General features: G+C 57.1%; 25 protein-coding genes. 11 read left to right on the top strand and 14 right to left on the bottom strand.

Annotated elements, in window-relative coordinates; all coding sequences use genetic code 11:
* The first annotated feature begins 24 nt into the window (after window positions 1-24).
* The 5 genes from BUC32_RS10850 (at window position 25) to BUC32_RS20805 (ending at window position 4,632) form a co-directional block, all read left to right on the top strand.
* Window positions 25-1,326 (top strand): hypothetical protein, encoded by a 1,302-nt coding sequence (locus tag BUC32_RS10850; protein WP_083599308.1) that lies wholly within the window; start codon window positions 25-27, stop codon window positions 1,324-1,326.
* Window positions 1,327-1,401: 75 nt separating this feature from the next.
* The gene (gene gatB, locus BUC32_RS10845) at window positions 1,402-2,913 is read left to right on the top strand and encodes an Asp-tRNA(Asn)/Glu-tRNA(Gln) amidotransferase subunit GatB (protein ID WP_073252483.1); all 1,512 of its coding nucleotides are present in this window, start codon (window positions 1,402-1,404) and stop codon (window positions 2,911-2,913) included.
* Between the two features lie 34 nt (window positions 2,914-2,947).
* The gene (locus BUC32_RS10840; RefSeq protein WP_073252482.1) at window positions 2,948-3,544 is read left to right on the top strand and encodes a GNAT family N-acetyltransferase; all 597 of its coding nucleotides are present in this window, start codon (window positions 2,948-2,950) and stop codon (window positions 3,542-3,544) included.
* Window positions 3,545-3,583: 39 nt separating this feature from the next.
* Complete coding sequence (locus BUC32_RS10835) at window positions 3,584-4,063, top strand: thioesterase family protein (protein WP_073252481.1); 480 nt, start codon at window positions 3,584-3,586, stop codon at window positions 4,061-4,063.
* Between the two features lie 89 nt (window positions 4,064-4,152).
* A complete protein-coding gene (locus BUC32_RS20805) occupies window positions 4,153-4,632 on the top strand; it encodes a DUF4177 domain-containing protein (RefSeq protein ID WP_073252475.1) in 480 nt (159 codons plus the stop codon).
* A 1-nt stretch (window position 4,633) separates the two neighbouring features.
* Here the strand turns inward: BUC32_RS20805 and BUC32_RS10825 are convergent, their stop codons facing one another.
* A complete protein-coding gene (locus BUC32_RS10825) occupies window positions 4,634-4,891 on the bottom strand; it encodes a BolA family protein (protein ID WP_073252473.1) in 258 nt (85 codons plus the stop codon).
* Between the two features lie 73 nt (window positions 4,892-4,964).
* Between BUC32_RS10825 and BUC32_RS10820 the strand changes: the two genes are divergently transcribed.
* Both BUC32_RS10820 and BUC32_RS10815 read left to right on the top strand, forming a co-directional pair.
* Window positions 4,965-5,588 carry a DnaJ domain-containing protein gene (locus BUC32_RS10820; protein ID WP_073252471.1) on the top strand — a complete coding sequence of 208 codons (624 nt, stop codon included), beginning with the start codon at window positions 4,965-4,967 and terminating at the stop codon, window positions 5,586-5,588.
* Window positions 5,589-5,979: 391 nt separating this feature from the next.
* Complete coding sequence (locus BUC32_RS10815) at window positions 5,980-6,540, top strand: MBL fold metallo-hydrolase (RefSeq protein WP_083599307.1); 561 nt, start codon at window positions 5,980-5,982, stop codon at window positions 6,538-6,540.
* 138 nt (window positions 6,541-6,678) lie between these two features.
* Here the strand turns inward: BUC32_RS10815 and BUC32_RS10810 are convergent, their stop codons facing one another.
* From BUC32_RS10810 to msrB, 9 genes are all read right to left on the bottom strand, one after another.
* The gene (locus BUC32_RS10810) at window positions 6,679-7,680 is read right to left on the bottom strand and encodes a 5-oxoprolinase subunit C family protein (protein WP_073252462.1); all 1,002 of its coding nucleotides are present in this window, start codon (window positions 7,678-7,680) and stop codon (window positions 6,679-6,681) included.
* The gene (locus tag BUC32_RS10805) at window positions 7,673-8,362 is read right to left on the bottom strand and encodes a 5-oxoprolinase subunit B family protein (RefSeq protein WP_073252460.1); all 690 of its coding nucleotides are present in this window, start codon (window positions 8,360-8,362) and stop codon (window positions 7,673-7,675) included. The genes BUC32_RS10810 and BUC32_RS10805 overlap by 8 nt, the downstream gene beginning before the upstream one ends.
* An 8-nt stretch (window positions 8,363-8,370) precedes the next feature.
* Window positions 8,371-9,132 (bottom strand): LamB/YcsF family protein, encoded by a 762-nt coding sequence (locus BUC32_RS10800; RefSeq protein WP_073252458.1) that lies wholly within the window; start codon window positions 9,130-9,132, stop codon window positions 8,371-8,373.
* Between the two features lie 100 nt (window positions 9,133-9,232).
* Window positions 9,233-10,516: a TRAP transporter large permease gene (locus BUC32_RS10795; protein WP_073252456.1), complete on the bottom strand. Its 1,284-nt coding sequence runs from the start codon at window positions 10,514-10,516 to the stop codon at window positions 9,233-9,235.
* Entirely contained in the window at window positions 10,513-11,061 is a 549-nt protein-coding gene (locus tag BUC32_RS10790) for a TRAP transporter small permease subunit (protein ID WP_073252454.1), read from the bottom strand. The genes BUC32_RS10795 and BUC32_RS10790 overlap by 4 nt, the downstream gene beginning before the upstream one ends.
* A 25-nt stretch (window positions 11,062-11,086) precedes the next feature.
* Complete coding sequence (locus BUC32_RS10785; RefSeq protein WP_073252635.1) at window positions 11,087-12,118, bottom strand: TRAP transporter substrate-binding protein; 1,032 nt, start codon at window positions 12,116-12,118, stop codon at window positions 11,087-11,089.
* 22 nt (window positions 12,119-12,140) lie between these two features.
* Window positions 12,141-12,968: a putative hydro-lyase gene (locus tag BUC32_RS10780; RefSeq protein WP_073252450.1), complete on the bottom strand. Its 828-nt coding sequence runs from the start codon at window positions 12,966-12,968 to the stop codon at window positions 12,141-12,143.
* Window positions 12,969-13,062: 94 nt separating this feature from the next.
* Entirely contained in the window at window positions 13,063-13,941 is an 879-nt protein-coding gene (locus BUC32_RS10775; RefSeq protein ID WP_073252633.1) for a LysR family transcriptional regulator, read from the bottom strand.
* Window positions 13,942-14,217: 276 nt separating this feature from the next.
* Window positions 14,218-14,694: a peptide-methionine (R)-S-oxide reductase MsrB gene (gene msrB, locus BUC32_RS10770; RefSeq protein WP_073252448.1), complete on the bottom strand. Its 477-nt coding sequence runs from the start codon at window positions 14,692-14,694 to the stop codon at window positions 14,218-14,220.
* Window positions 14,695-14,893: 199 nt separating this feature from the next.
* On the opposite strand from msrB, the gene cobS reads away from it, so the two are divergent.
* From cobS to BUC32_RS10750, 4 genes are all read left to right on the top strand, one after another.
* Window positions 14,894-15,880 (top strand): cobaltochelatase subunit CobS, encoded by a 987-nt coding sequence (gene cobS, locus BUC32_RS10765; RefSeq protein WP_073252446.1) that lies wholly within the window; start codon window positions 14,894-14,896, stop codon window positions 15,878-15,880.
* A 99-nt stretch (window positions 15,881-15,979) separates the two neighbouring features.
* Window positions 15,980-17,851, top strand: a complete 1,872-nt coding sequence (gene cobT / locus BUC32_RS10760) for a cobaltochelatase subunit CobT (RefSeq protein ID WP_073252444.1) — start codon at window positions 15,980-15,982, stop codon at window positions 17,849-17,851.
* A 102-nt stretch (window positions 17,852-17,953) separates the two neighbouring features.
* The gene (locus BUC32_RS10755; RefSeq protein WP_073252442.1) at window positions 17,954-19,759 is read left to right on the top strand and encodes an aminopeptidase P family protein; all 1,806 of its coding nucleotides are present in this window, start codon (window positions 17,954-17,956) and stop codon (window positions 19,757-19,759) included.
* Window positions 19,760-19,796: 37 nt separating this feature from the next.
* Window positions 19,797-20,144, top strand: a complete 348-nt coding sequence (locus tag BUC32_RS10750; protein WP_073252440.1) for a DUF427 domain-containing protein — start codon at window positions 19,797-19,799, stop codon at window positions 20,142-20,144.
* Between the two features lie 106 nt (window positions 20,145-20,250).
* Here the strand turns inward: BUC32_RS10750 and BUC32_RS10745 are convergent, their stop codons facing one another.
* The 4 genes from BUC32_RS10745 to lpxC all read right to left on the bottom strand — a co-directional run bounded on the left by BUC32_RS10745 (window position 20,251) and on the right by lpxC (window position 25,574).
* Window positions 20,251-21,939 carry a chloride channel protein gene (locus tag BUC32_RS10745; RefSeq protein ID WP_073252439.1) on the bottom strand — a complete coding sequence of 563 codons (1,689 nt, stop codon included), beginning with the start codon at window positions 21,937-21,939 and terminating at the stop codon, window positions 20,251-20,253.
* 74 nt (window positions 21,940-22,013) lie between these two features.
* Window positions 22,014-23,660, bottom strand: coding sequence for a DNA repair protein RecN (gene recN, locus BUC32_RS10740; protein ID WP_073252437.1), 1,647 nt, complete (start codon window positions 23,658-23,660; stop codon window positions 22,014-22,016).
* 27 nt (window positions 23,661-23,687) lie between these two features.
* Complete coding sequence (locus tag BUC32_RS10735; protein ID WP_073252436.1) at window positions 23,688-24,542, bottom strand: outer membrane protein assembly factor BamD; 855 nt, start codon at window positions 24,540-24,542, stop codon at window positions 23,688-23,690.
* A 111-nt stretch (window positions 24,543-24,653) separates the two neighbouring features.
* A complete protein-coding gene (gene lpxC, locus BUC32_RS10730) occupies window positions 24,654-25,574 on the bottom strand; it encodes a UDP-3-O-acyl-N-acetylglucosamine deacetylase (protein WP_073252631.1) in 921 nt (306 codons plus the stop codon).
* Window positions 25,575-25,587 lie beyond the last annotated feature (13 nt).

Raw genomic sequence — 25,587 nt, 5'->3', positions numbered from 1 at the left:
CACGTTACGAGGAGCAGACCCAGTATGACTTTCATCTCAGACAAGAAGGCACAGCTTGCAGGGCTATTTTCGCCTTCCTTGCCACGCGAGCGGGCCCAACGCCCCAAATCCGCGCGCACGTCTGATTTTGGTGATGGCACGTTTAACGTCACCTACCGCGAGATGCAGGAACGCCTGCATATCCCCATCCGGGAAACCACTCTGGATCAGGAAGAAGGCGACAAAGCCCGCGAATTTGGCCTGTATATGGCGCGCCAGGAACGTTGGGACGAACTGGCTGAAAAGATTAAAAAGCACGATCAGGCCCGCGATGCGACCCCCGCAGGCGTACAAGTGGCCGAACTGATGGCTTTTGGAGCCCGCTCTGACGTTGTGCGCGCCGCAGAGCATTCACTGTTGCACGGCAGAGCCGCCGCCGATTCCGATTTCTTTAGCGGCGTCGAAGCGCTCGAAGCCGTTTTGTGTGAATATCCCGACGACTATGCCATCGCCCTGATTGTGGCTCACATGCACATAGATATTGGCTGGGCCTGGCGCGGTGCGCGCTCAACCGACGTTGTGAAGGAAATCAACCGAGAGGCCTTTGAGGCCCATTTCCAACGCGCGACCGACATTCTTTCCGGCTTTGATCCGCACGACATGCAATCAGCAGCCCTGTCTGCCGCCCGCTGTGCCCTGTTGCCCAGCAAATCCGATCCCGGCGCGCATCTGATCCGCGAATTCGAGGCGCTGATTGATCTGGATCCTGACAATCCCCGTCACATGCGCGCACTTGGAAATTACCTGTTGCCGCGCTGGTATGGCTCGTATCAGGCACTTGACCTCGAAGCCCGTCGAACCGCTGCGCGCACCTTCAGCCATTGGGGGGCTGGCGCCTATACGTGGGTTTGGTTCGACGCGCTTTTGGTGGACCCGGAAGGGTTTGATACCCTCGAAGCTGAATATTTTCTGGATGGTGTCAAAGACATTCTCGAATGCCGCCCAAACCAGCACATTGCCAACCTGCTGGCCGCGCATCTGTTCCAGAGCTGGCAAATTACCCGCGAACGCTATCATGAAACCGGTTGCCGCCCCGATCTTCCACCGGCACTTCGGCGTGGATTTGAAGACGTGGTTCATAACCACCTGCGCGAACTGCATCCTCTGATTTGGGGACATGCGGAAATCGGCTTTGAAAACACCGCCCGCATCATTTCAGCCGAGCGTCTGGCCAACAAAGGTCAGGAAACCGCTTTGAACGCGGTTGCCATGCCTTTTCTACAGAAACTGCAGGCTGGTGAAACCGTACAATTTGGCCCCGATGGCATTCAGCAAAACGACCGCTGAATGCGCCTGCCCTCTTGCTCCTGCATGTGCTCTGTCTTAGAACGCGGTTCCATAGCGTTTTAAGGAGTCCGGCAGATGCTCGACCTGACATATGACACCCCCAAGCCCAAAATCATCGCGGGCGCCAAACATGACTGGGAACTGGTCATTGGTATGGAGGTGCATGCTCAGGTATCCTCGAATGCGAAATTGTTTTCAGGGGCTTCAACCAAATTCGGTGCCGAGCCCAACAACAACGTGGCGTTCGTCGACGCGGGCATGCCCGGCATGTTGCCCGTCATCAACGAAGAATGCGTGGCACAAGCCGTGCGCACAGGGTTGGGTCTCAAGGCTGAAATTCACCTCAACAGTGCTTTTGACCGTAAAAATTATTTCTACCCGGACCTGCCCCAGGGCTATCAGATTTCACAGCTCTATCACCCCATTGTGGGCGAAGGCGAAGTCTTGGTTGAAATGGGTGACGGTACCGCGCGCAACGTGCGCATCGAACGCATCCACCTCGAACAGGACGCGGGCAAATCGATCCACGATATGGATCCGAACATGTCGTTCGTCGACCTCAACCGCACGGGCGTGGCACTGATGGAAATCGTCAGCCGCCCGGACATTCGCAGCCCCGAAGAGGCCGCCGCCTTTGTCGTCAAACTGCGCCAGATTCTGCGCTATTTGGGCACTTGCGATGGCAACATGCAAAGCGGCAGCATGCGCGCCGATGTGAACGTGTCGATCTGTCGACCCGGTCAGTTCGAAAAATACATGGAAACCCAGGATTTCTCGCATCTCGGCACCCGCTGCGAGATCAAGAACATGAACTCGATGCGCTTTATCCAAGCCGCGATCATGGTCGAAGCCAACCGCCAGATCAAAATTGTTGAAGGTGGCGGCAGCGTGGATCAGGAAACCCGTCTTTATGATCCAGACAAGAACGAAACCCGGTCGATGCGTTCCAAGGAAGAAGCACATGACTACCGCTATTTCCCGGATCCGGATCTGTTGCCGCTCGAGATTGAACAGGCCTGGGTCGACGATCTCGCCGCAAACCTTCCAGAGCTCCCAGACGCCAAAAAATCACGCTTTATCAGCGACTTCGATCTGTCAGACTATGACGCAAGCGTTCTGACTGCAGATGGCGAAAGCGCGGCCTACTTTGAATCCGTCGCAGACGGGCGCAACGGCAAACTGGCCGCAAACTGGGTCATCAACGAATTGTTTGGTCGTTTGAAAAAAGAAGACCATGACATCACCGAAAGCCCGGTATCGCCGGCGCAATTGGGCAGCATCATCGACCTGATTTCGTCTGATGCCATCTCGGGTAAGATCGCCAAGGACCTCTTTGAGATCGTCTATACCGAAGGTGGTGATCCGGCCGAAATCGTCGAAGCACGTGGTATGAAACAGGTCACAGACACCGGCGCCATTGAGGCAGCTCTGGATGAGATCATTGCCGCCAACCCTGCTCAGGTGGAAAAGGCCAAGGAAAACCCGAAACTGGCGGGCTGGTTTGTCGGGCAGGTTATGAAGGCGACCGGCGGCAAAGCCAACCCCAAGGCCGTGAACCAGCTGGTCTCGCAGAAACTCAAGGGATGACCGTGCTGCGGGTGGCATATCTCCCGGAACGTCTATGAGACTGCACCCTCTTTCAGAGGCCGAGCTGACGTTTGAAACCGAACGGCTGGTGTTGCGCCCTTTTACTTTGGAAGATATCGATCTCAGCCGCGCCTTGCTGTTTGATTCCGAGGTGATGAAATATGTCGGCGAGCTGCCCGAAGACTTCGACATTTACAAATCGCAACACGACGTGGTGCGTCGCGGCGCCGGTGGGCGCATCGGAATCTGGTGCGTCATTGAAAAAACCACAGGCGAGAAGCTGGGGGATGTTGTACTGACGCCCTTGCCCATCGAGTTGGACGACACCGACTGGGCCAGCGTCGTGCCAGATCGCTATCCGGACGCCGAGATCGAAACCGGCTATCTGTTGCGCCGCAGCGCATGGGGCAAGGGCTATGCGACCGAGGCCTGCCGACGCATTGTCCGCTTTGGCTTTGAGATGACCGACCTCGACACAATCGTCGCTGTGACCGACCCGGAAAATACCGCCTCAATGCACGTGCTGCAAAAATGCGGGTTGCGCCAGAACGGCTTGCGCCGCGCCTACAGGGACGACAACTGTACCGACTTCACGATCACCCGCGAGGAATGGCTTGCACAAAACGCCTGACGCCGGGCATCAGCCGAAACCCCAAACCGAAAGCATAACATGAACTCTCCTGCCCCGTTTTACTCACCTTTCATGGAGATTCAGAAAGACTGGATCGACTATAATGGTCATTTGAATATGGCGTATTATAACGTGCTTTTTGATCAGGGTGTGGATGCGCTTTGGGAAAAGATCGGCTTTGGTCTGGACTATCGCAAAACGCGCGGAGGCGCGTCTTTTGCCGCTGAATATCATGTCTGTTACTTGCGTGAAATTCATCTGGGCGACAAGGTGCGCGTCAGCTGGCAACTATTGGATCATGATGACAAAAGCTGGCATTTTTATCAGGAATTGATCCACGAAGACGGCTGGGTTTCGGCCACAGGCGAAGGTCTGGGCCTGCATATCGACACCTCCGGGCCCCGCGTGGCCCCGATGCCCGCCGATATTCTGAACACGTTTGCGTCCTTTCAGTCCGAACACAGTCGATTGCCCCGCCCGGACCGTGTTGGACGCACCATGGGCATTCGCAAGAAATAATTCCCCATTAAAAGCGGCAAAAAACTCCGGTAAAGACGTACGACGAACACCTTGATATAGTGCCAAGATTGACTAACCCAGTGAGTGCCATGCCCATCTATGAATACAAAGTTGTGCCTGCCCCCGCCAAAGGCCGCAAAGCCCGTGGCGTCAAAGGTACCGAAAACCGGTTTGCTTTCGCTTTGGAAAGCGTGATGAACGACATGGCCGCCGACGGCTGGGAGTTTCAACGCACCGAGACCCTGCCCAGCGAAGAACGCAGCGGCTTGACGTCGTCCACGACGATCTTTCGCAACGTCATGGTATTTCGCCGTGCTCGGGCGGATGACGTCAGTGCTTTTAGACCCAAATTGCTCGAACGTCCGGCCATTGAACAGCCTTCTCAGGACGAAGAACGCACCGCAGAGATCGCCACGAAGGCCGAAGACGCGGCTGAAATCCCCAAAGGGTTTGCATCAGAATCCGGCGAATCCGAACCGGACGACCTGCCCGTTGCCTTGGTTGCCCGGGCAAAAAATGCCGCCAACCCCGAGGAAACCACCCCTGATGAGCAGACCGCAAAGGTCTAGATCAGACGTCGATGTCCAGCGCCAACGCGTGAATGCGTGCAACCAACTCTGGGCCGATGGCATTGTGTACCGCCCGGTGTTTTTGCAATCTCGACATGTTTTCAAAGGCTTCTGAGCGGATCAGCACGTTAAAGTGGCTTTGTCCACCTTCTTGATAACCCGCGTGCCCACGGTGTTTTTCACTGTCATCAACCACTTCCAGTGTGCGTGGCGTAAATGCGATGTTCAGTTTTTCGTGAATTTCTTGCCTGACTAACATTTTTTGTCTCCAACCCCTTCTATCTGCTGCTGGTTAGACTAAACTCTGCGCCTCGACTCGGAAAGGTACGACCATGAGTAAATCAGATCCCTTTGGTTTTGACATGTCCGTTAAGACGGCGAAAAAGAACAAACCTCGCGGTCGGCGCACAATGTCAGGCGCTTCAGAGACATCAACGCGCGTCTGTGAACATGATGGCTGTGACGAATCTGGCCTGTATCGGGCGCCGCGCGCACCGGATGTGCTGGATGAATTCAAATGGTTTTGCAAAGACCATGCCCGCGAATACAATCTCAAATGGAATTTTTTTGACGGCAAAACCGAAGCCGAGATGAACGCGCAAAACTCCAAGGACAAAGTCTGGGAGCGTGAAACAAAATCCTTCGTCGACCCCGAGGCCCGCGCCTGGGCGCGTCTGGGCATTGAGGACCCGCATCAGGTTCTGGGCGCCAATGCCACACAGAACCCCGGCAAAGGCATCGGCAGCGGCAAACGTCTGCCCCCCACTGAACGCCGTGCGGTTGATATCCTTGAGGCCAAAGATCACTGGACCAAGGCAGAAATACGCAAAGCCTACAAAAAGCTCATCAAAGTGCTGCACCCCGACATGAACGGCGGCGACCGCAGCCAGGAAGAGCAGCTGCAGGAAGTGGTCTGGGCCTGGGAACAGATCAAAGAAAGCCGGAGTTTCAAGTAAACGACAGGGCCCCGATTGGGGCCCTAGTTTTGTGACCGGATCTGTTCTGGATTGGGACGGTTGCGAGTGCAGTGAATTGCAGGAGGGAGCCCGTGGGGTCATTCTAACTGGCCGACCAAGTTTGACTGAAAAGCGGTTCTTAAGTACCTAAGCGTAGACCCTAAAAAAGGTTGCTTGCGGCGGCGGCTTCAGTCGCCTTTGGGTAAACGAGTTTCTGATCCGGGTTGGTGCAATGAAGTGGTTGAAGCGAATTGGCGTGGCCGTTGTGATGGTGTTGATTGCCGGCGTGCTTGCCTGGTTCTTGTTTTCCCGGCCGATCTCAGAAGCATTGTATCGCGCAGCCGTTTCCTAGCGGGCATTTCCCGACGCCGGTGAGCAACTCGGACTCCAGGTGTATCTTTGCGGGACAGGTTCACCCCTTTCTGACCCGTCTCGGTCCGGGCCATGTTTGGGGATATTAGCGAGTGGCCAGGCATTTGTGATTGATCCCGGGGAAGGCGCAGCACGCCGCCTGTCGAATATGGGTTTCCCGACCGGCTCGATTGAAGCCGTCATTCTCACTCACCTGCATTCCGATCATATTGATGGTCTGGGAGGGATATTGCTGCAATCGTGGGTTGGTGGTGGTCGCAAACATCCAACCACGGTCTATGGTCCTGATGGTGTCGAAAAAGTTGTCGCGGGCGTCAACGAAATGTTTCTGGTCGACAGCACCTTCCGCACCGCCCATCATGGCAACGCGGTGGCCGATCCTGCCGGGTATGGCGCGAAATCGCAGGTCGTCGCTCTCGGCGAAACCGAGCCTACCAAAATCATCGATACCGAAACCCTTAAGATTACCGCAACATCGGTGTCTCACGCTCCGGTCTATCCGGCCAGGGGTTACGGTTCGACCATACAGGCCGATCTGTCAGCTTCAGCGGTGACACGCTTTAGGACGCGTAACTCGTAGAACTGTCCAACAAAGTTGATCTGATGCTCCACGACGCGATGCAGCACTGGATGGTGAGCGCAGTATCTGTTTCATGTGCTGGAAGCCTTCGTTCTAAAATTCGGTGTACCGACGGCATTTCTGATTTCGGTGTATAAGTTAGTCGCCAATCCAGCCATGGATCAGGTTCTCACTCATCAGACGTTGTTCCAGTGTTCCTCGTGGCACGGCGATCTGGGCGAGGTATCGCGCCTTGTTTGTCGCGTACTGTCGGGCCACGTCTACAGCTTTCTGTGCGGTCACCGGCGCAAACCGAACCGACTGACCTGATCGAAGCTGCGTCAGTCGGCAGGTATCACAGGAGATGACCGTCGCGATCTTTGGGTAACCCCCCGTCGTTTGATGATCAGCCAGAAGCACGGTTGGAACGCCATCTCCTGACACCTGAACAGATCCCCGCGTAATGGGTTCAGACGGGATCGAGAGCGCATCCTCCAAGTTCAGCATCGGGCCATCAAGCCGCATACCCATCCGGTCATAGGCATCTGTGACCTTGAACTGATCCGTCACAAATCGGTTCAGCGCCTCCTTGGCGAAATGCCGATCCTGCGGGCCGGTCACAACGCGAAAGGGGCCGTCGGGGGCAAAGTCTGGTTTTGGCACCTCGCCCAGCCGGTCCGCGCGCACCGACGTCTGCAATACCTTCAGGGTTTGCCCGGTCTGCAACGCACCGCCGCCGAACCCTGAGGGTGAATGCGTCGCCTGACTTCCCAGCCAGTCCCTTGCGTGCAGATTTCCCGCAAAGGCAAGATAGGCCCAACTTCCTGCTTTACCGGCGCGGATGGTCAGGCGCTCGCCTTTTTCAATTGTCAGGATCGTCCAGGAGCCGGATTTATGCCCGGCATGGTCGATGACAAAATCCCCGCCCGTGATTGCCACCGTCACCGCCCCGACCCTGCATTGCAGGATCAATCCACCCAACGAAATTTCAATGGCTGTCTGGCCCGCCAGATTGCCAAGTGCAGCATGGGCCGCGTCAAAAGACAGGCGGTCCATGGGGCCCGAGGCCGACACGCCGTAGCGCATATTGCCAAGGCGCCCGCTGTCCTGAAAGGTGACAAGCGGGCCGGCAAAGGACACCGTGAATTCTGCGTCAGACATGACCTGCGTCCTTCTGCAGACGATCAAATGTATCGCGGTCGATCCGCTCAAACACCACGCTGTCCCCCACATCAAACAGGAATGGGTGCTCTGGATCACCGGTCAGGATCGGTGTCGGGGACCGTCCGATGATTGACCAGCCCGTGGGCATTGTCAGGGTGGTCACAAGGCATTGCGGACCGGCAATGATAACACTGCCCTCAGGCACATCCCGAACGGGGGCCGGTTTGCGCGGCACCTGTATCTGCTCTGATACGCCGGACAGATAGGCATAGCCGGGCGAAAACCCGTACATCAAAACATCATACTGCCCCGCAAGGTGGGCATTAACGACCACCTCCTCCGAAAGCCCGGTCGCAGAGGCAACCGCCGCAAGATCCGGGGCAAAGGGGGGCTCGTAGCACACTTGCACCTGCCGCTGGATGCCCATAACTTTCTGGATTTCCAGACCTGCCAAAAGCGCCCGGACGTGATTCTCGATGCGGGCATGGTCGGTCTCCATGACGTCAAACGAGACCAACAGATTCACCAGCGCAGGCACCGTTTCAATAAACCCAACCGGGGGATGTGCCGCAATCGCCCGATCCAGTGAGACAACGATGGCATGCGCGTCTTCGTTGATCTCATTTGCAAAGGACACCAGCACCGCATGGTCCGCGACAGGTGTAAATCTGGGCTCCATAACCGACCTCAAACCGTTGAAAAACGCGAGATACGCACACCGCGCTCCGTCAGCCTCTGGCGGATCCCCCGCGCCATCTCAACCGCGCCGGGGCTGTCACCGTGGACACAGATCGACTGTGCCTCCAGTTTGATAGGATCGCCGTCAATGACCGGCATCAGACCGGTTTCAAGGAAGGACATCAAACGCTCGGCGGCCTCATCCGTGTCATGGATCATCGCGCCCTTCTGGCCACGTGGCACCAAGTGTCCGGTCGAAAGATAGCCGCGGTCCGCAAAAATCTCGGAAAAAACCGGCACGTCCGCCGCGCGCGCGGCCTGTTCGCTCTGGGTGCCCGATATCGCCAGCATGGCAAGGGTCGGGTCGATCGCCCTGACCGCCGCAACAATCGCATCAGCCACATCGCGATCCCTTGCGGCCAGATTGCCCAGTGCCCCATGTGGTTTCACATATGTCACGGGAACGCCAACCTGCGCGGCCATCCCCATCAACGCCCCGATCTGGGCGGCACACATGCGACCAGCTTCAGCCGGGGACATGGGGATCACCCGGCGCCCGAACCCTTCGCGATCACGAAAGCCCGGATGTGCACCCACATTGACGCCGTTCTCTTTCGCCAGTTGTAGCGTGCGGTACATGGTTTCAGGGTCGCTAGCATGGCCGCCGCAAGCAATGTTGGCCGAGGTCACAATGGACAGCATTTGAGCATCATCGCCCATGGCCCAGGGACCGAACCCTTCGCCAAGATCAGAATTAAGGTCGATTTCCATTTTTCCGGCTTTCTTTGCTAAACCCAGTCAGATTGGTGTTACCACGAGGAAACACATCAGATGGGCCAAGGCGGTTGATTATCAAAGGGTCGTCTGCGTCCTACTGCAAGGCATTCGGCAAGAAGAGGGCTATGCTTGGAAAGGCGATCAGCAGGAAGGCCATTGCCAGCATTGTCAGGCAATAGGGCAAAGCCCCCAGCATCACTTCGTTCAGGCTGCCTGATTTGCGCGCGCCTTGCACCACATAGAGGTTCAGCCCCACCGGCGGCGTAATCAGCGCCATTTCGATCAGCACAATCATCAGGATGCCAAACCAGATCACGTCATAGCCCTGGGCCACAACCAGGGGCACGATGATCGGAATGGTTACGACCATCAACGACAGAGTCTCAATGAAGAACCCCAGCACGATATAAAGCACCACAATCACCAGAATTGTTTTGAGCGGTGTCAGACCAAGCCCGTTGATGAACGTGGTTAGTTCCCGCCCAAGACCCGCCGAGGCCAGTGTAAAGTTCAGGAACGATGCACCGATTACGATCAGCATGATCATCGAGGTGATCTTGACCGTGCCTGTCAGGCTTTGGGTCATCATGTCCCAGGACACGCCACCAAAGAACAGTGCGATGACCAGCGCACCGGCCACGCCCACCGCTGCCGCTTCGGTCGGGGTGGCCCAGCCACGATAGATGGAGCCGACGATCAGGCCGAATAGAATGATGATTGGGACCAGATCAATCAGGGCACGCAGCATTTTGGGGAAAGGGAATGTGCGCCGCACCCCGCCCAGTTCGGGGCGGATCAGACAGATGACCGCAGTGACCGCCATAAAGGCAATGGCCAGCGCCAGACCCGGGATCAAACCGGCTAGGAACAGCTGCGGAATTGAGGATTGTGTGAGAAAGCCATAGACGATCAAGTTGATCGACGGTGGGATCATGATGCCTAACGTACCACCCGCTGCAATCGCACCGGAAAACAGCTTGGGGTCATAGCCCAGTTTCTCGGCCTGTGGCATGGCTACCGTCGCAACCGTGGCTGCAGTGGCAACTGATGACCCGGAGGTGGCCGAGAACATCGTGGCGGTGGCGACATTGGCGTGAACCAACCCTCCCGGCAGCCATGAAACCCACCGGTCAAGTGCCGCATAGGTGCGGGTTGCAACGCCGCTGCGCACAAGGATTTCGCCCAGCAGAACAAAGAATGGAATAGCGATCAGCGTCGCCGAATTGGACGACGACCAGACCATATTTCCCAGCCCGCGCGTCAGCGGAAAACTGGAAAAGAACGTATCAATCCCGAACCCCAGCAGAAACAACACGATACCAACGGGAATGGACAGGGCCAGCAGGCCAAGCAGGCCGACAGAAACATAGGCGATCATTGCAACATCTCCTGCTCTGCGAAGGCGCCAACAAAGCTCTCGGTTTCTTTGTGGCGTCGTTTCACCAAAAGGCTGAGGGCGGCAAGGGTTGTCAGGGCAGACATCAACGCAAACCAGACCCATCCAGCAAACCACGGGGCCTGCACCCAGACCAGCGGTGTCTCCAGCGGGGTGTTGGCGCGTGATCCGTTGGTGATGGAGCGCTCCAGAACCGGCCAGGCCTTGATCGCGATGGTGACAATAACGCCGGTCATCACGATCATGGAAAATACGTCAAACAGCGCACGCACAAGGCTCCCGCCCCGGACACGCACAAGGTCAATCCGCACATGCCCAAGTTCGAGCAGCGTAAAGGACATCCCCCATGAAGTCGCCAGCGCCATAGCGTAGCCGGCGATCTCTTCTGTGCCACCAAGGGACGTGCCGATCTGGCGCATGATAATGTCGGTTAGCACAAATCCTGCGCAAAGCAGCAAGCCAAGGCCAACCATCAGGGCAACCCCCCGATTAATCACCCGAAGGTTCTGTATCATCTTGAGTTCCATATCGGTCACTTCCCTTGGTCTTGCGTTATTCGATCGTCACACCAACGACCTGACCCACGCTTTCATTCCAGCGTTTGGCCCAGTCACCTCCGGCGCGTTCGGCCCAATCGGGAAGAACTTCGCTGGTCAGGATATCACGTGCCCGGGCAAAATCGGCGTCGCTTGCCTCAACCAGTTTCATCGAACGGGCCTCGCCTGCCGGACACTCGCCATTGCCGGTCAGGCAGGCAATGTCATTGACCAAGGCGTCCTGCGCATTGTCCCAGGCTGGGCCTTCGAACCCGCTGGCAATCTCACTGGAGATCAGCGCCTGCGTATCAGCGTTCAGACTGTTCCATTTGTCCATATTGATGGCGGTCACAACCGAATCCCAGCCTCCCAGCGGGATCGGCAGCAGATGGGTCGACACCTCCCACCAGCCGGCGCTATAGCCGGACCCTGCGCCTGTCACGGCGCAATCAACAACACCATTCTGCAAGGCTCCCGGCACTTCCGAGAATGACACGTTCACGCCCTCGGCGCCCAAAGCTTCCAGCAATTTGGCGGTCATCCGACCCGAGGCCCGCACTTTGAGCCCCTTCAGATCATCCAGCCCTGCGATCTCATGATTGCAGAACACGACCTGCGGCGGATAAGGCGCGATGGCCAGAACGTGAGAATTGAAACGGTCACGGTAAATGTCTGACACCAACGGGCGCGCCGCGTCGACCATGGCGCGCGCTTCGTCTGCGGTCAGCGCCAGCAATGGCACGTCCAGCCCTTCAAGCTCGGGTGCGTCGGCAACGGCGTAATCCGCAACGGTCATCGCCACATCATACACACCTTGGCCCAGTAACGGATAGATATCACCCAGCCCAAGGCTCATCTGGTTGTGGGTGGTCAGTTCAACGCTGATGTTACCGCCCGAGGCTGCGGGCAGTGTTTCGCTCCAGAACGGTGTTTCATATTGCTTGTGCAGTGGCAGGCTGGACCAGCTGCCAACGACAGACAGGTTTTCGGCCAGAGCAGGTGTCGCAAGCATCGTGCTTGCTGCAAGAAAGGTTAGCGTTCGTTTCATGGGTTCAGTCTCCTTGTCGGTTTCATTCACTTGTGTTCAGAATTGTAGTTTCGGCATCTTCCGCCACGTCTGCGACCAGCATGTGGCCGGGGGAATGGGTGATGCAGATCGGCAGACCTGCATCCAAAAGGACGTTTTGCGGCGTCACACCGCAGGCCCAATAGACCGGTACTTCGCCGGGTTTGATGTCCACAGCATCCCCCCAATCGGGGCGGGACAGGTCGGCAATGCCGATCTGCGCCGGATCTCCAACCGCAATCGGGGCTCCGTGTGCCTGTGGATAGCGGCTGCAAATCTCTCGTGTCCGGTTCACCTGGCCCTCAGGAATAGGTCGCATGGTCACCACCATCTGTCCGCCGAATGGTCCGGCCGGGACCAGATCTATGTTCGAGCGATACATCGGAACGTTCTTGCCTGTCTCACTGTGGCGAACAGGAATGCCATTGCGCAAAAGCGCGTTTTCAAAGGTAAAGGAACACCCAAGCGCCACAGTAACAAGATCGTCTGCCCAGACATCAACGATGTCGGTCACCTCATTGCTCAGGCTGCCATTGCGGAAGACACGGTATTTCGGGACATCTGTGCGAATATCAATGCCGCGGCCCAGAGTAGGCAACTGAGGATTACCGGTATCGCCAACCCCTACAACCGGGCAGGGCTTGGGGTTGCGCTGGCAAAACCGCAGGAAATCCAAGGCAAAACGCTCAGGCAGGATGGCAAGGTTGCACTGCAGATTGCCTGCTGCCAATCCCGCCGTGTGGCCGGCATAAGATCCGCTGCGAATAGCGGACCTGACATCACCCGCCGTGGCAGAAACAAGATCGGTATGTGAAACAGATGATATGGTCATCAATGCAGCCCTCGTGACATTGCAAAATCATCACATGCCGCCGCACTTTCGCGCAAATTATCATTTTAGATCAAAGCCGATAGAAAAATTGAATTCACTTCGGGTGTGTTTCGTCCCATTCCCGGGCCACTTCGCTTGCAATTTCAGCACTGTTTTCAACAAGAAAGCTGCGAGGTTCAGAAAGATATGAGGCTGTGAACGCTAAGGGTTGTGGCCCAAAGCCCGGATCAAATTCAATGATCTGCCCGGCTTCAAGAAAATCATTGGCCAGCGCGCGCGGGTAAGGTCCCACCGCGATTCCCGCCGCGATCATCTTGAGACTCGCTGAGAGTGAAGCCGAAGAATAGATGCGCAGTTTCGGCCCGATCCGACGCGACAATTCCGACATCAACTCTCGGTAGGGGCGTGTTTTGTTCGAGTAAGAAATAACCGGAATTTTGCTCAGGTCTGTCTGCGGATTTGTGGTGGAGCGATACCAATGCAGGTCAAAGGTGGGCAAAGCGACGTTCTCAACCGTAAACTCGGAAACCGGCCCCATTAGCAGCGCAAGATCAAGCTTTCGTTCCAACAGAGCATCGCGCAGGTTAAGCGAAATATCGACTGTCAGGTCCACATTGACTCGTGGATATTGTTCGCTAAAGGCCTTGAGAAACTCTGGCAGCCACGCCTGCGCGATCGTCTCAGACGCCCCCACCCGGAACAACCCTTCGGCCTCGGACGGGTTTGCAACGCGCTGTTTGATCTCTTCTTCGACAAATAACATCTGCTCGGCATAGGACAGCAACAAGGTGCCGTGTTTTGTCAGAACCAGCTCGCCCGGACCACGCTCAAACAAGGACACTCGAAGCTCTTGCTCCAAATTCGAAATGCGGGTCGAAACCGCTGGTTGAGACAGATGCAACCGATCAGCGGCTTTGCGAAAGCCACCCAGACGGGCGACCCAAAGGAAGGTTCGGAGTTGTTCAAAGGTCATGTCCATTCATAGTTTCTATAGACAGAACCGCAAACCGATAATTTGTTTCGCATATTTTGGATGCCATCCGACAGCCCATCTGTTCACTTCGAAGGGAGAGTGTTAGACTTTCGTGCAAAAGAAGCAGCCATTGCCTCAACATTTGAATAAGTCGGTTCTGCCCGCGTCCCAGTCATTGAAGCACAACAAGCCACCAAGGGTTGCGACTTCGTCCTGAACCCGTCGCGCTCTGCGAGCCATCGCACCTCGGGCAACGTGCCTCAGCCTTTTTCCGGCTCAAGCCGCCTGAAACTTCAAACTCACCCCATTGATGCAATGCCGCTTGCCCGTAGGTTTGGGACCATCATCAAAAATATGACCCAGATGACTACCACAACGACGGCAGTGGCATTCGGTGTGGACCCCCCAAAGTGTGCGATCTGGCTTGGTCGCGATCGCATCTGGCAAGGCCTGATAAAAACTTGGCCAGCCTGTGCCGCTGTCGTACTTGTGCTTGCTGGAATACAGCGCCAGATCACACCCACGGCAGGCATAGGTGCCGCGCGCTGTGTTTTTATCCAACGGCGAAGACCCTGCCCGTTCGGTGCCTTCTTTGCGCATCACCTTGTATTCAAGGGAACTTAGCATTGCGCGCCATTCGGCATCCGTGCGCGTCACCTCAAAAACTTCCGCAGCGGCCTGCGCTTCGCGCATCAACCAGGGTGACAACCCTGCTCCGGCCACAAGACCACTCAAAAGCATCCTTCGGTTCATAACACTCTCCTTGCTCAACTGACCTCATATCTGGACATTTTCTGGCACTATGCCAAATAACCCCTGTGCACGACATTGCGAGGAATGTGACAACGCTGCGTCGCCATGCCATTCCCCTTGAGGTTGGCCGCGAAATCGGGCACCACATATCTGAACAAAAAACAGGACCGGGCACGCCCGAGCGAAAAGGACGACTTTCATGGCCGACATAAGCATCGATATCAACGCAAAACCCACCGAAAACATATCGGTGCGCGACGTGTTCGGCATCGACACCGATATGACGGTGAAGGGTTTTGAAGATCGCGCCGACCGTGTGCCGGACATCGACAATACCTACAAATTTGATCCCGATACAACGATGGCCATTCTGGCAGGGTTTTCCCGCAATCGCCGGGTGATGATCCAAGGATATCACGGCACCGGTAAATCGACCCACATCGAACAGGTTGCTGCCCGTCTGAACTGGCCCGCCGTGCGTGTGAACCTCGATAGCCATATCTCGCGGATCGACCTGATCGGTAAAGACGCGATCAAACTGCGCGACGGCAAGCAAGTCACCGAATTTCACGAAGGCATCCTGCCTTGGGCCCTGCGCAACCCAGTTGCGATTGTTTTTGACGAATACGACGCAGGCCGCGCGGATGTAATGTTTGTGATCCAGCGGGTTCTGGAAACCGACGGTAAACTGACGCTCTTGGATCAAAACGAGATTATCAAACCGCACCCGAATTTCCGCCTGTTTGCCACCGCCAACACCGTTGGCCTTGGCGACACCACAGGCCTTTATCACGGGGTGCAACAGATCAACCAGGCCCAGATGGACCGTTGGTCGCTGGTCGCAACCTTGAACTATCTGTCGATTGATGCCGAAACCAACATCGTTCTGTCCAAGAACCCACATTATAACACCGAAGCCGGTCGCAAAACTGTGCATCAAATGGTGACGGTCGCCGACCTCACCCGCACCGCGTTCATGAACGGTGATCTGTCGACTGTGATGAGCCCGCGTACGGTCATCACATGGGCCGAAAACGCCGAGATTTTCCGCGACATCGGCTATGCTTTCCGTCTCACATTCCTCAACAAATGTGACGAGCTGGAACGCCAGACCGTCGCCGAGTTCTACCAGCGCCTGTTCGACGAAGAACTGCCGGAAAGCGCTGCGAGCGTGAGCCTTGGTTAAGCCAGCCCTCATACAAGGTGGACACCCTGTTTCTTTTGATGCGGGGCTTCACCTTGCTTGGAATACTCCGCTGCAAGGCGCAAGACGTTGGGATTTTCTATGAAGAAACCAAACGACAACCCCGCTGATCCGTTCAAAAAGGCGCTGGCCGAAGCCACCAAGGTGATGGCCAACGACCCCGAACTGAACGTGACCTACACGGTCGACCCCTCGGGCGTGTCGGGCGAACAGGTACGCCTGCCGCAGGTCAGCCGGCGCATGACCCGTGACGAGGTTCTGCTGGCACGCGGCACAGCCGATGCGCTGGCTCTCAATATCAAATACCACAACGGCGAGACCCACGCGAAATATGCGCCTCCGCAAGGCATTGCGCGCGACCTTTATGAATCGATGGAAACCGCGCGTTGCGAAGCCATGGGCGCACGTGACATGCCCGGCACCGCGGGCAACATCGACGCCAAGATTGAACACGAGGCGCGCGGGCGCGGCTATGACCAGATCACCGATGCCGCCAACGCCCCCCTGCCCGTCGCCGCCGGCTATCTGATCCGTCATCTCGCCACAGGCCGCGATATGCCGCCTGCGGCTGCCAACGTCATGGAGTTGTGGCGTGGGTATATTGAACAAAACGCCGGTGACACGCTGAGCGACGTCAATGACATGCTGTCGGACCAACAAAGCTTTGCCAAATTTGCACGCCAAGTGATTGATGACCTCGGCTATGGCGATCAGCTGGGCGATGATCCGGATTCTGAGGACGAAGATCAGGACGACTCGGACCAGGCACAGGAAGAGGATGATCCCGATTCCGCCGGTCAGGACGATAGCCAGGACGACGAGTCTGAGGCCAATCCCGAGCAGTCTCAGGAAGAACAGCAGGACATGTCCGAGGCACAAGTCTCGATGGACGAGATGGCCGAAGACGAGATGGGCGAAGACACCGAGATGCCTGACGGCGAAGCGCCGCTTGATCCGCCGCCGCCTCAGCCCATTTCCGATGCCGATCCCAGCTATGTGGTGTTCAAAACCGAGTTTGACGAAGAAATTGCCGCCGAAGATCTGGCCGAACCGGTCGAGCTGGAACGCCTGCGCGCCTATCTTGACCAACAGCTTGAGCCCCTGAAAGGCGCGGTGTCGCGTCTGGCGAACAAATTGCAACGCCGCTTGCAGGCGCAACAGAACCGCAGTTGGGAGTTCGACCTCGAAGAGGGCATCCTCGATGCGGGCCGTCTGGCACGGGTTGTCGCCAACCCCACCACGCCCCTGTCTTTCAAAGTCGAAAAAGACACTGAATTCCGCGATACGGTCGTGACGCTCTTGCTGGACAACTCGGGCTCTATGCGGGGCCGCCCGATTTCGATCGCCGCGATCTGCGCCGACGTTCTGGCGCGCACGCTGGAACGCTGCAACGTGAAGGTCGAAATCCTTGGATTTACCACCCGTGCTTGGAAAGGCGGGCAAAGCCGCGAGCAATGGCTGAACGAAGGCCGCCCGCAACAGCCCGGTCGCCTGAACGATCTGCGCCACATCATCTATAAATCCGCCGACGCCCCATGGCGCCGCGCGCGCCCCAATCTGGGTCTGATGATGAAAGAGGGCCTCTTGAAAGAAAACATCGACGGTGAAGCGTTGGAATGGGCGCACCGCCGGATGATGGGCCGTCCTGAAGTGCGCAAGATTCTGATGGTGATTTCTGATGGGGCTCCGGTGGATGACTCAACGCTGTCTGTGAACCCTGCCAACTATCTGGAAAAACACCTGCGCGACGTCATTGCGATGGTCGAAAAGCGCAAACAGGTTGAACTGCTGGCCATCGGCATTGGCCACGACGTGACCCGGTATTATGAACGCGCCGTGACCATCACGGACGTGGAACAACTGGCAGGCGCCATGACCGAACAATTGGCAGGCCTGTTTGACAGCGATCCGCGCAAACGCGCCCGGGTTTTGGGAATGAAACGGTTTAGCTAGACCCCGAGGGGCGCTGCCCCTCACGTCGCCTTCGCAAAGCAAAGACACCGCTTACCCCGATTTTTTTGCCAAGATGAATGCGGATTTTTAGGAGTTCAGTGCATGTTCCAGAGTTTTGAAACCACGTCTGATCCCTCAAAAGGCCCAGAACGGCTCGCTCGTTTGCGCGATTATCTGAAAACGAACTCCGCGGATGGATACTTGATCCCTCGGGCGGATGCGCATCAGGGTGAGTATGTTGCGGCTTGTGATGATCGCCTTGCATGGCTGACCGGGTTCACTGGATCTGCTGGATTTTGCGCTGTTTTGCCGGATATGGCCGGTGTGTTCATTGACGATCGATACCGCGAGCAAGTGCGTGACCAGGTCGATCTGGACCACTTCACGCCCGTCCACTGGCCAGAAGTGAAACTGGCCGACTGGTTGAAAGAAAACCTGCCCGATGGCGGTGAGATCGGCTTTGATGCCTGGCTCCACACCGCAGCGGAAATCGAAACCCTGACCAAGGCTTTGGATGGCAGCGGTATTTCACTTCAGGGTCATGACGACGCGATCGGATACATCTGGTCTGATCGCCCTGCCCCTCCGGTTGGTGCGGTTAGTATCTACCCCGAGAACCTGGCCGGTGAAAGCCACGCCAGCAAACGCGCGCGGCTGGCAGAAACATTGCTGAAAGCCGGGCAAACCTGTGCGGTGTTCACACTGCCGGATGATATTGCCTGGCTGTTGAACATCCGCGGGTCTGACATCCCAAGAAACCCGGTGCCGCATGCCTTTGCTGTGTTGCATTATGATGCGCGGGTCACAGTTTTCATTGATGAGGGTAAGCTCAACGCCGAGGTGATCGCCCACCTTGGTAACGACGTGGATATCCAGCCGACGGATAGTCTGATGAGCACCCTTTTGTCGATGAAAGGTCCCGTGCGCCTGGATAAATCCAGCGTCCCACATCGTGTGCCTGAACTTCTGGAGTATATGGGGCAGACCTTTGAATGGGGCGACGACCTGTGTGCCCTTCCCAAGGCGTGCAAAAACGCGGCCGAAATTGCCGCCACCACCGAGGCCCATCTGCGCGACGGCGCTGCGATGTGTGAATTCCTGCGGTGGTTTGATGAAAACGCGACCGCAGGCGTCACTGAAATCGATGTGGTGCGCAAGCTCGAGCAATGTCGACGCGACACCAATGCGCTCTTGGATATCAGCTTTGATACGATTTCCGGTGCGGGGCCAAACGGCGCCGTCATTCATTACCGCGTGACCCACGACACCAACCGCACTTTGGCCAATGGCGATTTGCTGGTGCTGGACAGTGGCGGACAATACCGCGATGGCACCACAGATATCACCCGCACGCTTCCGGTGGGCGATGTCGGCGCCGACGAACGCGCGGCCTTTACGCGGGTGCTTAAGGGCATGATCGCCGTGTCCGAATTGCGCTGGCCCAAAGGGCTGGCCGGACAGCATCTCGAAGCCATTGGACGCGTGCCCTTGTGGCAGGCAGGACAAGACTTTGATCACGGGCTTGGCCATGGCGTAGGCGTTTTTCTGTGTGTGCACGAAGGTCCTCAGCGCCTTAGCCGTCTCAGTGATGTGCCGCTCGAGCCGGGCATGATCTTGTCCAATGAACCGGGCTACTATCGCCCCGGTGCCTTTGGCATCCGTATCGAAAATCTGGTCGTGGTCGAAGAAGCCCCCGGCCTTGAAAGCGGGGACGCACACCGCAAGATGTTGCAGTTTCGCACCCTGACATGGTGTCCGATTGACCGGCGGTTGATAGATCTGGCCTTGCTGACCACAGCCGAGCGCGACTGGCTGGACAAATATCATGCTACGTGCCGTCAGATGTTGGCGCCACGGGTGGCCAAAGACAGCCAGATATGGTTGGATCGCGCGACCGCACCGCTTTGAACAACAGGCGATCTCGCGGCCAACCCGGGGGAAGATCATGAGCAAACGAATTACCATCCGCAAAGCCGAGGGCATGTGGTCTGTACGCGCTGGTGGCGCCGTTCTGGGTGAAAGCCGCAATGCGCTTGAACTGACCGAAGGTGACTATGCACCGGTGATTTATTTCCCCCGCGAAGACATCGCCATGGCATTTCTGGATCGCACCGATCACAGCACACACTGCCCGTGGAAGGGCGACGCGAGCTACTATTCCATTGTCACCAAAAGCCAGACTTTGAAAAACAAGGTCTGGACTTATGAGGCTCCGTTAGAGGATGTCGCGCGCATCAAGGATCATCTGGCGTTTTATACCGACGACACCACCGTGGCTGTAGAGCGCATCTGATTTCATAATCGCAATGTGAATCCGGGGCTTTGCCCCGGCCCGGCCCAACGGTTTTGGAGGCATCTTTGATGCCGCCGAAAGAGGCGGGAGCGCTCTGGCATATCGCTTAGCTGTGTTCTTCCGCAGCGGTATCCGCCAAAGCACAGTTGTAGGCCTTCAACGCGTCCACATGGAACAGCGCGCCCCACAGTTCAGGCGGCTGGCCTTCTCCTGCCAGCGTGACCACCGGGATAAAGGCGACACCGGATTTGTCAAAGATTGGCATGGCCGCCTCAAGCGTGGCGTTGCCATCCACATAAATACCGTCTGATACCATCTCCCAACAGGCGTCTTCCGGGGCGGGGTCCGGATCATCCTTGCCCCGCATCACGGACGCCACGCGAAACATCGACAACAAATAGGCCTGCGGGCCGGCCGCCACATGCACATTGCGTCGCTCAAGCTGGGTCAGGAAAAACGAGCCATGCACAAGCCGCGAACTCAGCGCCGTGGAGATCGACACAGCCACCATGACCGCAAGCCCCGTTTGCCAGTCCCCGGTCAACTCGAACACAATCAGCGTCGTGGATATTGGCGCCCCCAGAACGGCGGCGGCCACCGCCCCCATGCCCGCCAGCGCATAAAGCGTCACATTGCCGGACACATCCGGAAAAATGCTGGTGGCAATCAGGCCAAAAGCCAGTCCGGTCAGCGATCCCAACATCAAAGCCGGGGAAAACACCCCGCCCCCCATGCGGCCAGCCATGGTGATCGACACCGCCAACACTTTGAGAATGGCAAACACAATCGCCTCGTGCATGACCAATTGCCCCGTCAACGCCAGCGATGTTGTCTCATAGCCAACGCCAATAATATGCGGGAACCCAATCGCGAGACCGCCCAGCATTGCCCCCGAAACCGCAGGTCGCAGCCAGCGTGGCATCCGGGTGCGATCCTGAATATGGGTCGCTATGTCTTCAGCCCAGAAAATGGTCCACATCAGCGCCACAGCCACGAAACCACACAAGCCCCCGAGCATCAGAAAGGCCGGAAGCTCCTGATAGAATTGCAACTGGCTGGCCTCTGGAATGTGAAACTCGGTCACGTCGCCAAATTCCATGCGGCTGATCACCGTGCCTGCGACGCTGGCAATAGTGATCGGTGCAAAGGCGTGTACGGCAAAGTGGCGCAACACCACTTCCAATGCGAATAGTGCACCCGCGATGGGCGCATTAAACGACGCCGACACCGCCGCCGCCACCGCGCACCCCAGCAGGTCGCGCCCGGTAATCCCATTGGCTTTGATCCGGTTGCTGATCCAGGTGGCAATCACACCTGCCATGTGCACCACAGGGCCCTCTCGGCCTGATGAGCCGCCAGAGCTCAGCGTGATCAGCGACGCGATAGCTGATGCCACCCCCGCCGTGCGCTCAACCCGGCCTTCTTTCAACGCCGCGCCCTCGATCACGTCGGACACGGATCGCACCCGACCATCCGGCGTGAACCTGTGCAGGATCAGCCCCACGGTCAGACCGCCAATCGTGGGCACGATCACCAGCCAGTACCAAGGCAACCCGCCTGCAAAACTGTGTAAATGGGTCAGATCATTGGTGCCATAGACTATGGATTGCAGCCAATTGATGCCTTTGCGAAAGAATAGTGCCGCAAATCCGGCACAAATCCCGATCACCAGACTGATCAGCCAAAACTGAAACTGGCTCGGCCCTTTGTCGAGCAGCACGTGCCACCCGCCACGGCACGTCTTGGCCGCGTCACTCGCGCTTTCCGCAAGAAAGGATCGAATAGAGTTTGCCATGCCCGTCACCGGAACCCGTTGTTCACCTAAGCTCTAGTGGTTTTGCGACGCCAAGGCAAAGACTTAGCCGGAAATCATCCCAAAAGTGCTCGGGCCGCAGCGCGGGCCTCATCAGTGATCGTGTCGCCAGACAGCATCCGGGCAATTTCGTCGACGCGATCTGTTTCGCCCAGGGAAACTACATTGGTCAGGGTCTGATTGTTGGTCACCTGTTTTGCCACGCGCCAGTGATGCGCCCCAAGCGCGGCCACTTGCGGTGAGTGCGTAACCACCAGAACCTGACCATCGTGGGCCAATGCGGCCAACCGGCGCCCCACAGCATCTGCCGTGGCGCCGCCGACACCGCGATCAATCTCATCAAAGATCATCGTTACGCCACTGGCGTCGCCTGCCAGACACACCTTAAGCGCCAGCAAGAACCGGCTGAGTTCCCCGCCCGAGGCAATCTTGGCCAATGGCCCCGAAGGGGCTCCGGGGTTTGTGGCCACACAAAAGGCCACCAGATCGCGCCCGCCGGGGCCCGCTTCGGCCTGTTCGATTTCGGTGGTAAACACCGCACGTTCCATTTTGAGCGGTGCCAGCTCGGCGCTGACCGCTTTGTCCAGCTTCTTGGCGGCTTTGACACGCGCCGCAGTCAAAGCGCTGGCCGCCTTATCATAGGCGGCTTCGGCCGCGATTACATCTTGCTCCAGGGCGGCAATATGGTCTGCACCCGCATCCAAGGCTGTCAGCTTACGGCGCAATTCTTCTGCGAAACTGCCCAAAGTTTCCGGTGCAATGTTGTGTTTTCGGGCCAACCCGCGAATGGCGAACAGGCGCTCTTCGACCTGCTCAAGCTCAAACGGATTAAAGTCCAGTGCCTCAAGGCATCGGTCCACGCCGTCCACTGCATCGCCCAGTTCGGTCATGGCGCGGTCCAGCGCGGCCATTGGCGCTTCCAGATGGCCGGCACTGCCTTCTGCGGCTTCCTCCAACCAGCGCAAAGCGTCCCCAATCGCCCCTTCAGCCCCGTCAGTCCCCATGGCACCATGAGCCCGCGACACGCTTTCACGCACACGTTCAGCCCCCTGCATCATACGACGGCGCGAATCCAGATCGGCCTCTTCCCCTGGTTGCGGGTCCAGTGCATCCAGTTCTGACACCGCGTGGCGCAGGAAATCCTCTTCTTCTTTGATCGCTGCAACAGCCTCGCGCGCCGCTGTCAGTTCCTTGCGTGCAGCGCCCAATGCGCCCCAGGTGCCGCGGGTTTTGCCACGCAGTTTTGCGAGATCCCCAAACGTATCTAAAAGATCCCGGTGCCCTTTGGGGTTCAACAACCCGCGATCATCATGCTGGCCGTGTAACTCAATCAACGTTTCAGACAACGCCCGCAGAACCTCACCCGAGCAACGACGATCATTCACCCAAGCGGTCTTGCGCCCATCGCGCCCGTTCACCCGGCGCAAAATCAGCGTGTCTTCACCGGGCAAACCAGCTTCGTCCAAAATGGCACGCGCGGCGTGGCCCTCAGGTAAATCAAATTCCGCGACGACTTCGCCCTGCTCTGCGCCTGTGCGCACCAGTTCGGCCCGCCCACGCCAGCCCAGCACAAACCCCAGTGAATCCAGCAGGATCGATTTGCCCGCGCCGGTTTCGCCGGTCAAAACATTCAAACCCGGCCGGAACGTCAGTTCCAGCCGGTCGATGATCAACATGTCCCGTATTTCAAGAGCGCGCAGCATCCGCTTCCCCCGACAACTGGAGCGGGCCTAAAGCCACTTGCCCTTCACAGTCTGACGATACACCTGGTTCAGCCAGCTGCTGCCTTCGGCCTTGGGATACAACCCCTGAGCTGTCAAAAGCTTGTAGCTGTCCTCATACCAATCGGTGGACTGATAGTTATGCCCCAGAATCGCCCCGGCTGTCTGAGCTTCGTCCGTCAGACCAAGCGACAGATAGGCCTCGACCAGTCGATGCAACGCTTCAGGCGTGTGAGTTGTGGTCTGGAAATCTTCAACCACCACCCGGAAGCGGCTGATCGAAGACGCGAAATGATCCCGGCGCAGATAATAACGTCCGATTTCCATTTCTTTGGAGGCCAGATGGTCAAATGCCAGATCAAACTTGAGCTTGGCCGAATTTGCGTATTCGCTGTCAGGATAGGTCTCGATCACTTTGCGCAACGATTGCAAGGCCTGAAACGTCAGACCCTGATCGCGGCCAACGTCGTCGATCTGGTCATAATAGCTTAACGCTAAAAGATACTGCGCATAGGCGGCATCATCATCTGCCGGATAGAAATCAATGAACCGCTGAGCGGCGGCACGGCTGTCTTCGTATAGATCAGCCCTGTGGAAGGAATAGGCCTGCATAATCAAGGCACGTTTGGTCCAGTCCGAATAGGGATAAAGCCGTTCGATCTCGGAAAAGAAAAACGCTGCTTCTTCCGGTTTGTTCCGGCTCAGCTCGTATTCTCCGCGTTCGAAAATCTGCTCTGCCGTAAAGGTTTCCATCGGGATCACCCCCCGACGAGCCTTGTCACCAGTGCTGGTACTACATGCCGCAACCAGAGCGATTGCCATTATCGCAACAAGCATTTTGCAATGCGATCGGACGCCTGCCATACTGCACAACCTCTTGTTCCAATCCAGTAGGCTTACCCTACCCTTTGACAAGCTGTTAGCATAGAAATTTACGGTGCAAAACGCCTTTGGTGAAATTTCCAGCGTCCAGACTTATGCGACGGCAGGAATTTCTGCCAAATGCACCCCTGCGCCCGGCAAACGCGCGGTGGTATGCGCGTCACATTCCACAATGCGGAAGGCGCCTGGAGTCATGAACAATTCGCGCAAAAGCGCATTTGTCAAAGCATGCCCGGCGCGTACACCTGTGTATTTCCCAAGGATTGGTGCGCCTGCCAGATACAGATCACCAAGAGCGTCCAGCATTTTGTGACGCACGGCTTCGTCATTGTGACGCAGGCCACCGGGGCTCAGAATATCGTCACCGTCAACAACCACGGCGTTTTCCAGCGTGCCACCCAAAGCCAGACCACTGGCATGCATGGCATCTACGTCGGACTTGCGACAGAAAGTACGGCTGTCGCACAGTTCGCGCACGAAACTGCCGTTGGCCATGGTCAGCGATTTGTCCTGAATACCGATGGCTTCGTCTTCGAAATCAATGTGGAAATCAATTTTGAGGTTGTTGGATGGTACCAAAGTGGCCGATGCCCCATCGCGGGTCACAGTCACAGGTTTCAGAATTTCTATCGCGCGTATTTCCACAGACTGAACTGCCAGGCCAGCCTCAAGAATGCCGCGTACAAATTCAGCCGAGCTTCCGTCAAGAATAGGAACTTCAGGGCCATCAATTTCGATCAGAACGTTGTGCACGCCGGTTCCGGCCAAAGCGGCCATCACGTGCTCAACGGTCGAAACCGAAGCACCGGCGCTGTTGATCAGTCGGGTGCAAAGAGGAGTCTGCTCAACCACATCCCAGCGCGCGGGGATCATCGCATCTCCGACAAGAATGTCGGACCGGCGAAACCAGATGCCATAATCCGCAGATGCCGGATGAATCGTCATTGTCACTGGTGCGCCGGTGTGAAGACCGGTTCCGGTGAAGCGAACAGCTGATTTGACTGTGTTCTGCACAATGTTTCCCTTG

Origin of the sequence: Shimia gijangensis (genome assembly GCF_900142085.1) — a bacterium.
Taxonomy (GTDB): Bacteria; Pseudomonadota; Alphaproteobacteria; order Rhodobacterales; family Rhodobacteraceae; genus Shimia; species Shimia gijangensis.
The sequence above is the reverse complement of the archived record's forward strand: the minus strand, read 5'-3'. Positions and strand labels throughout refer to the sequence as shown.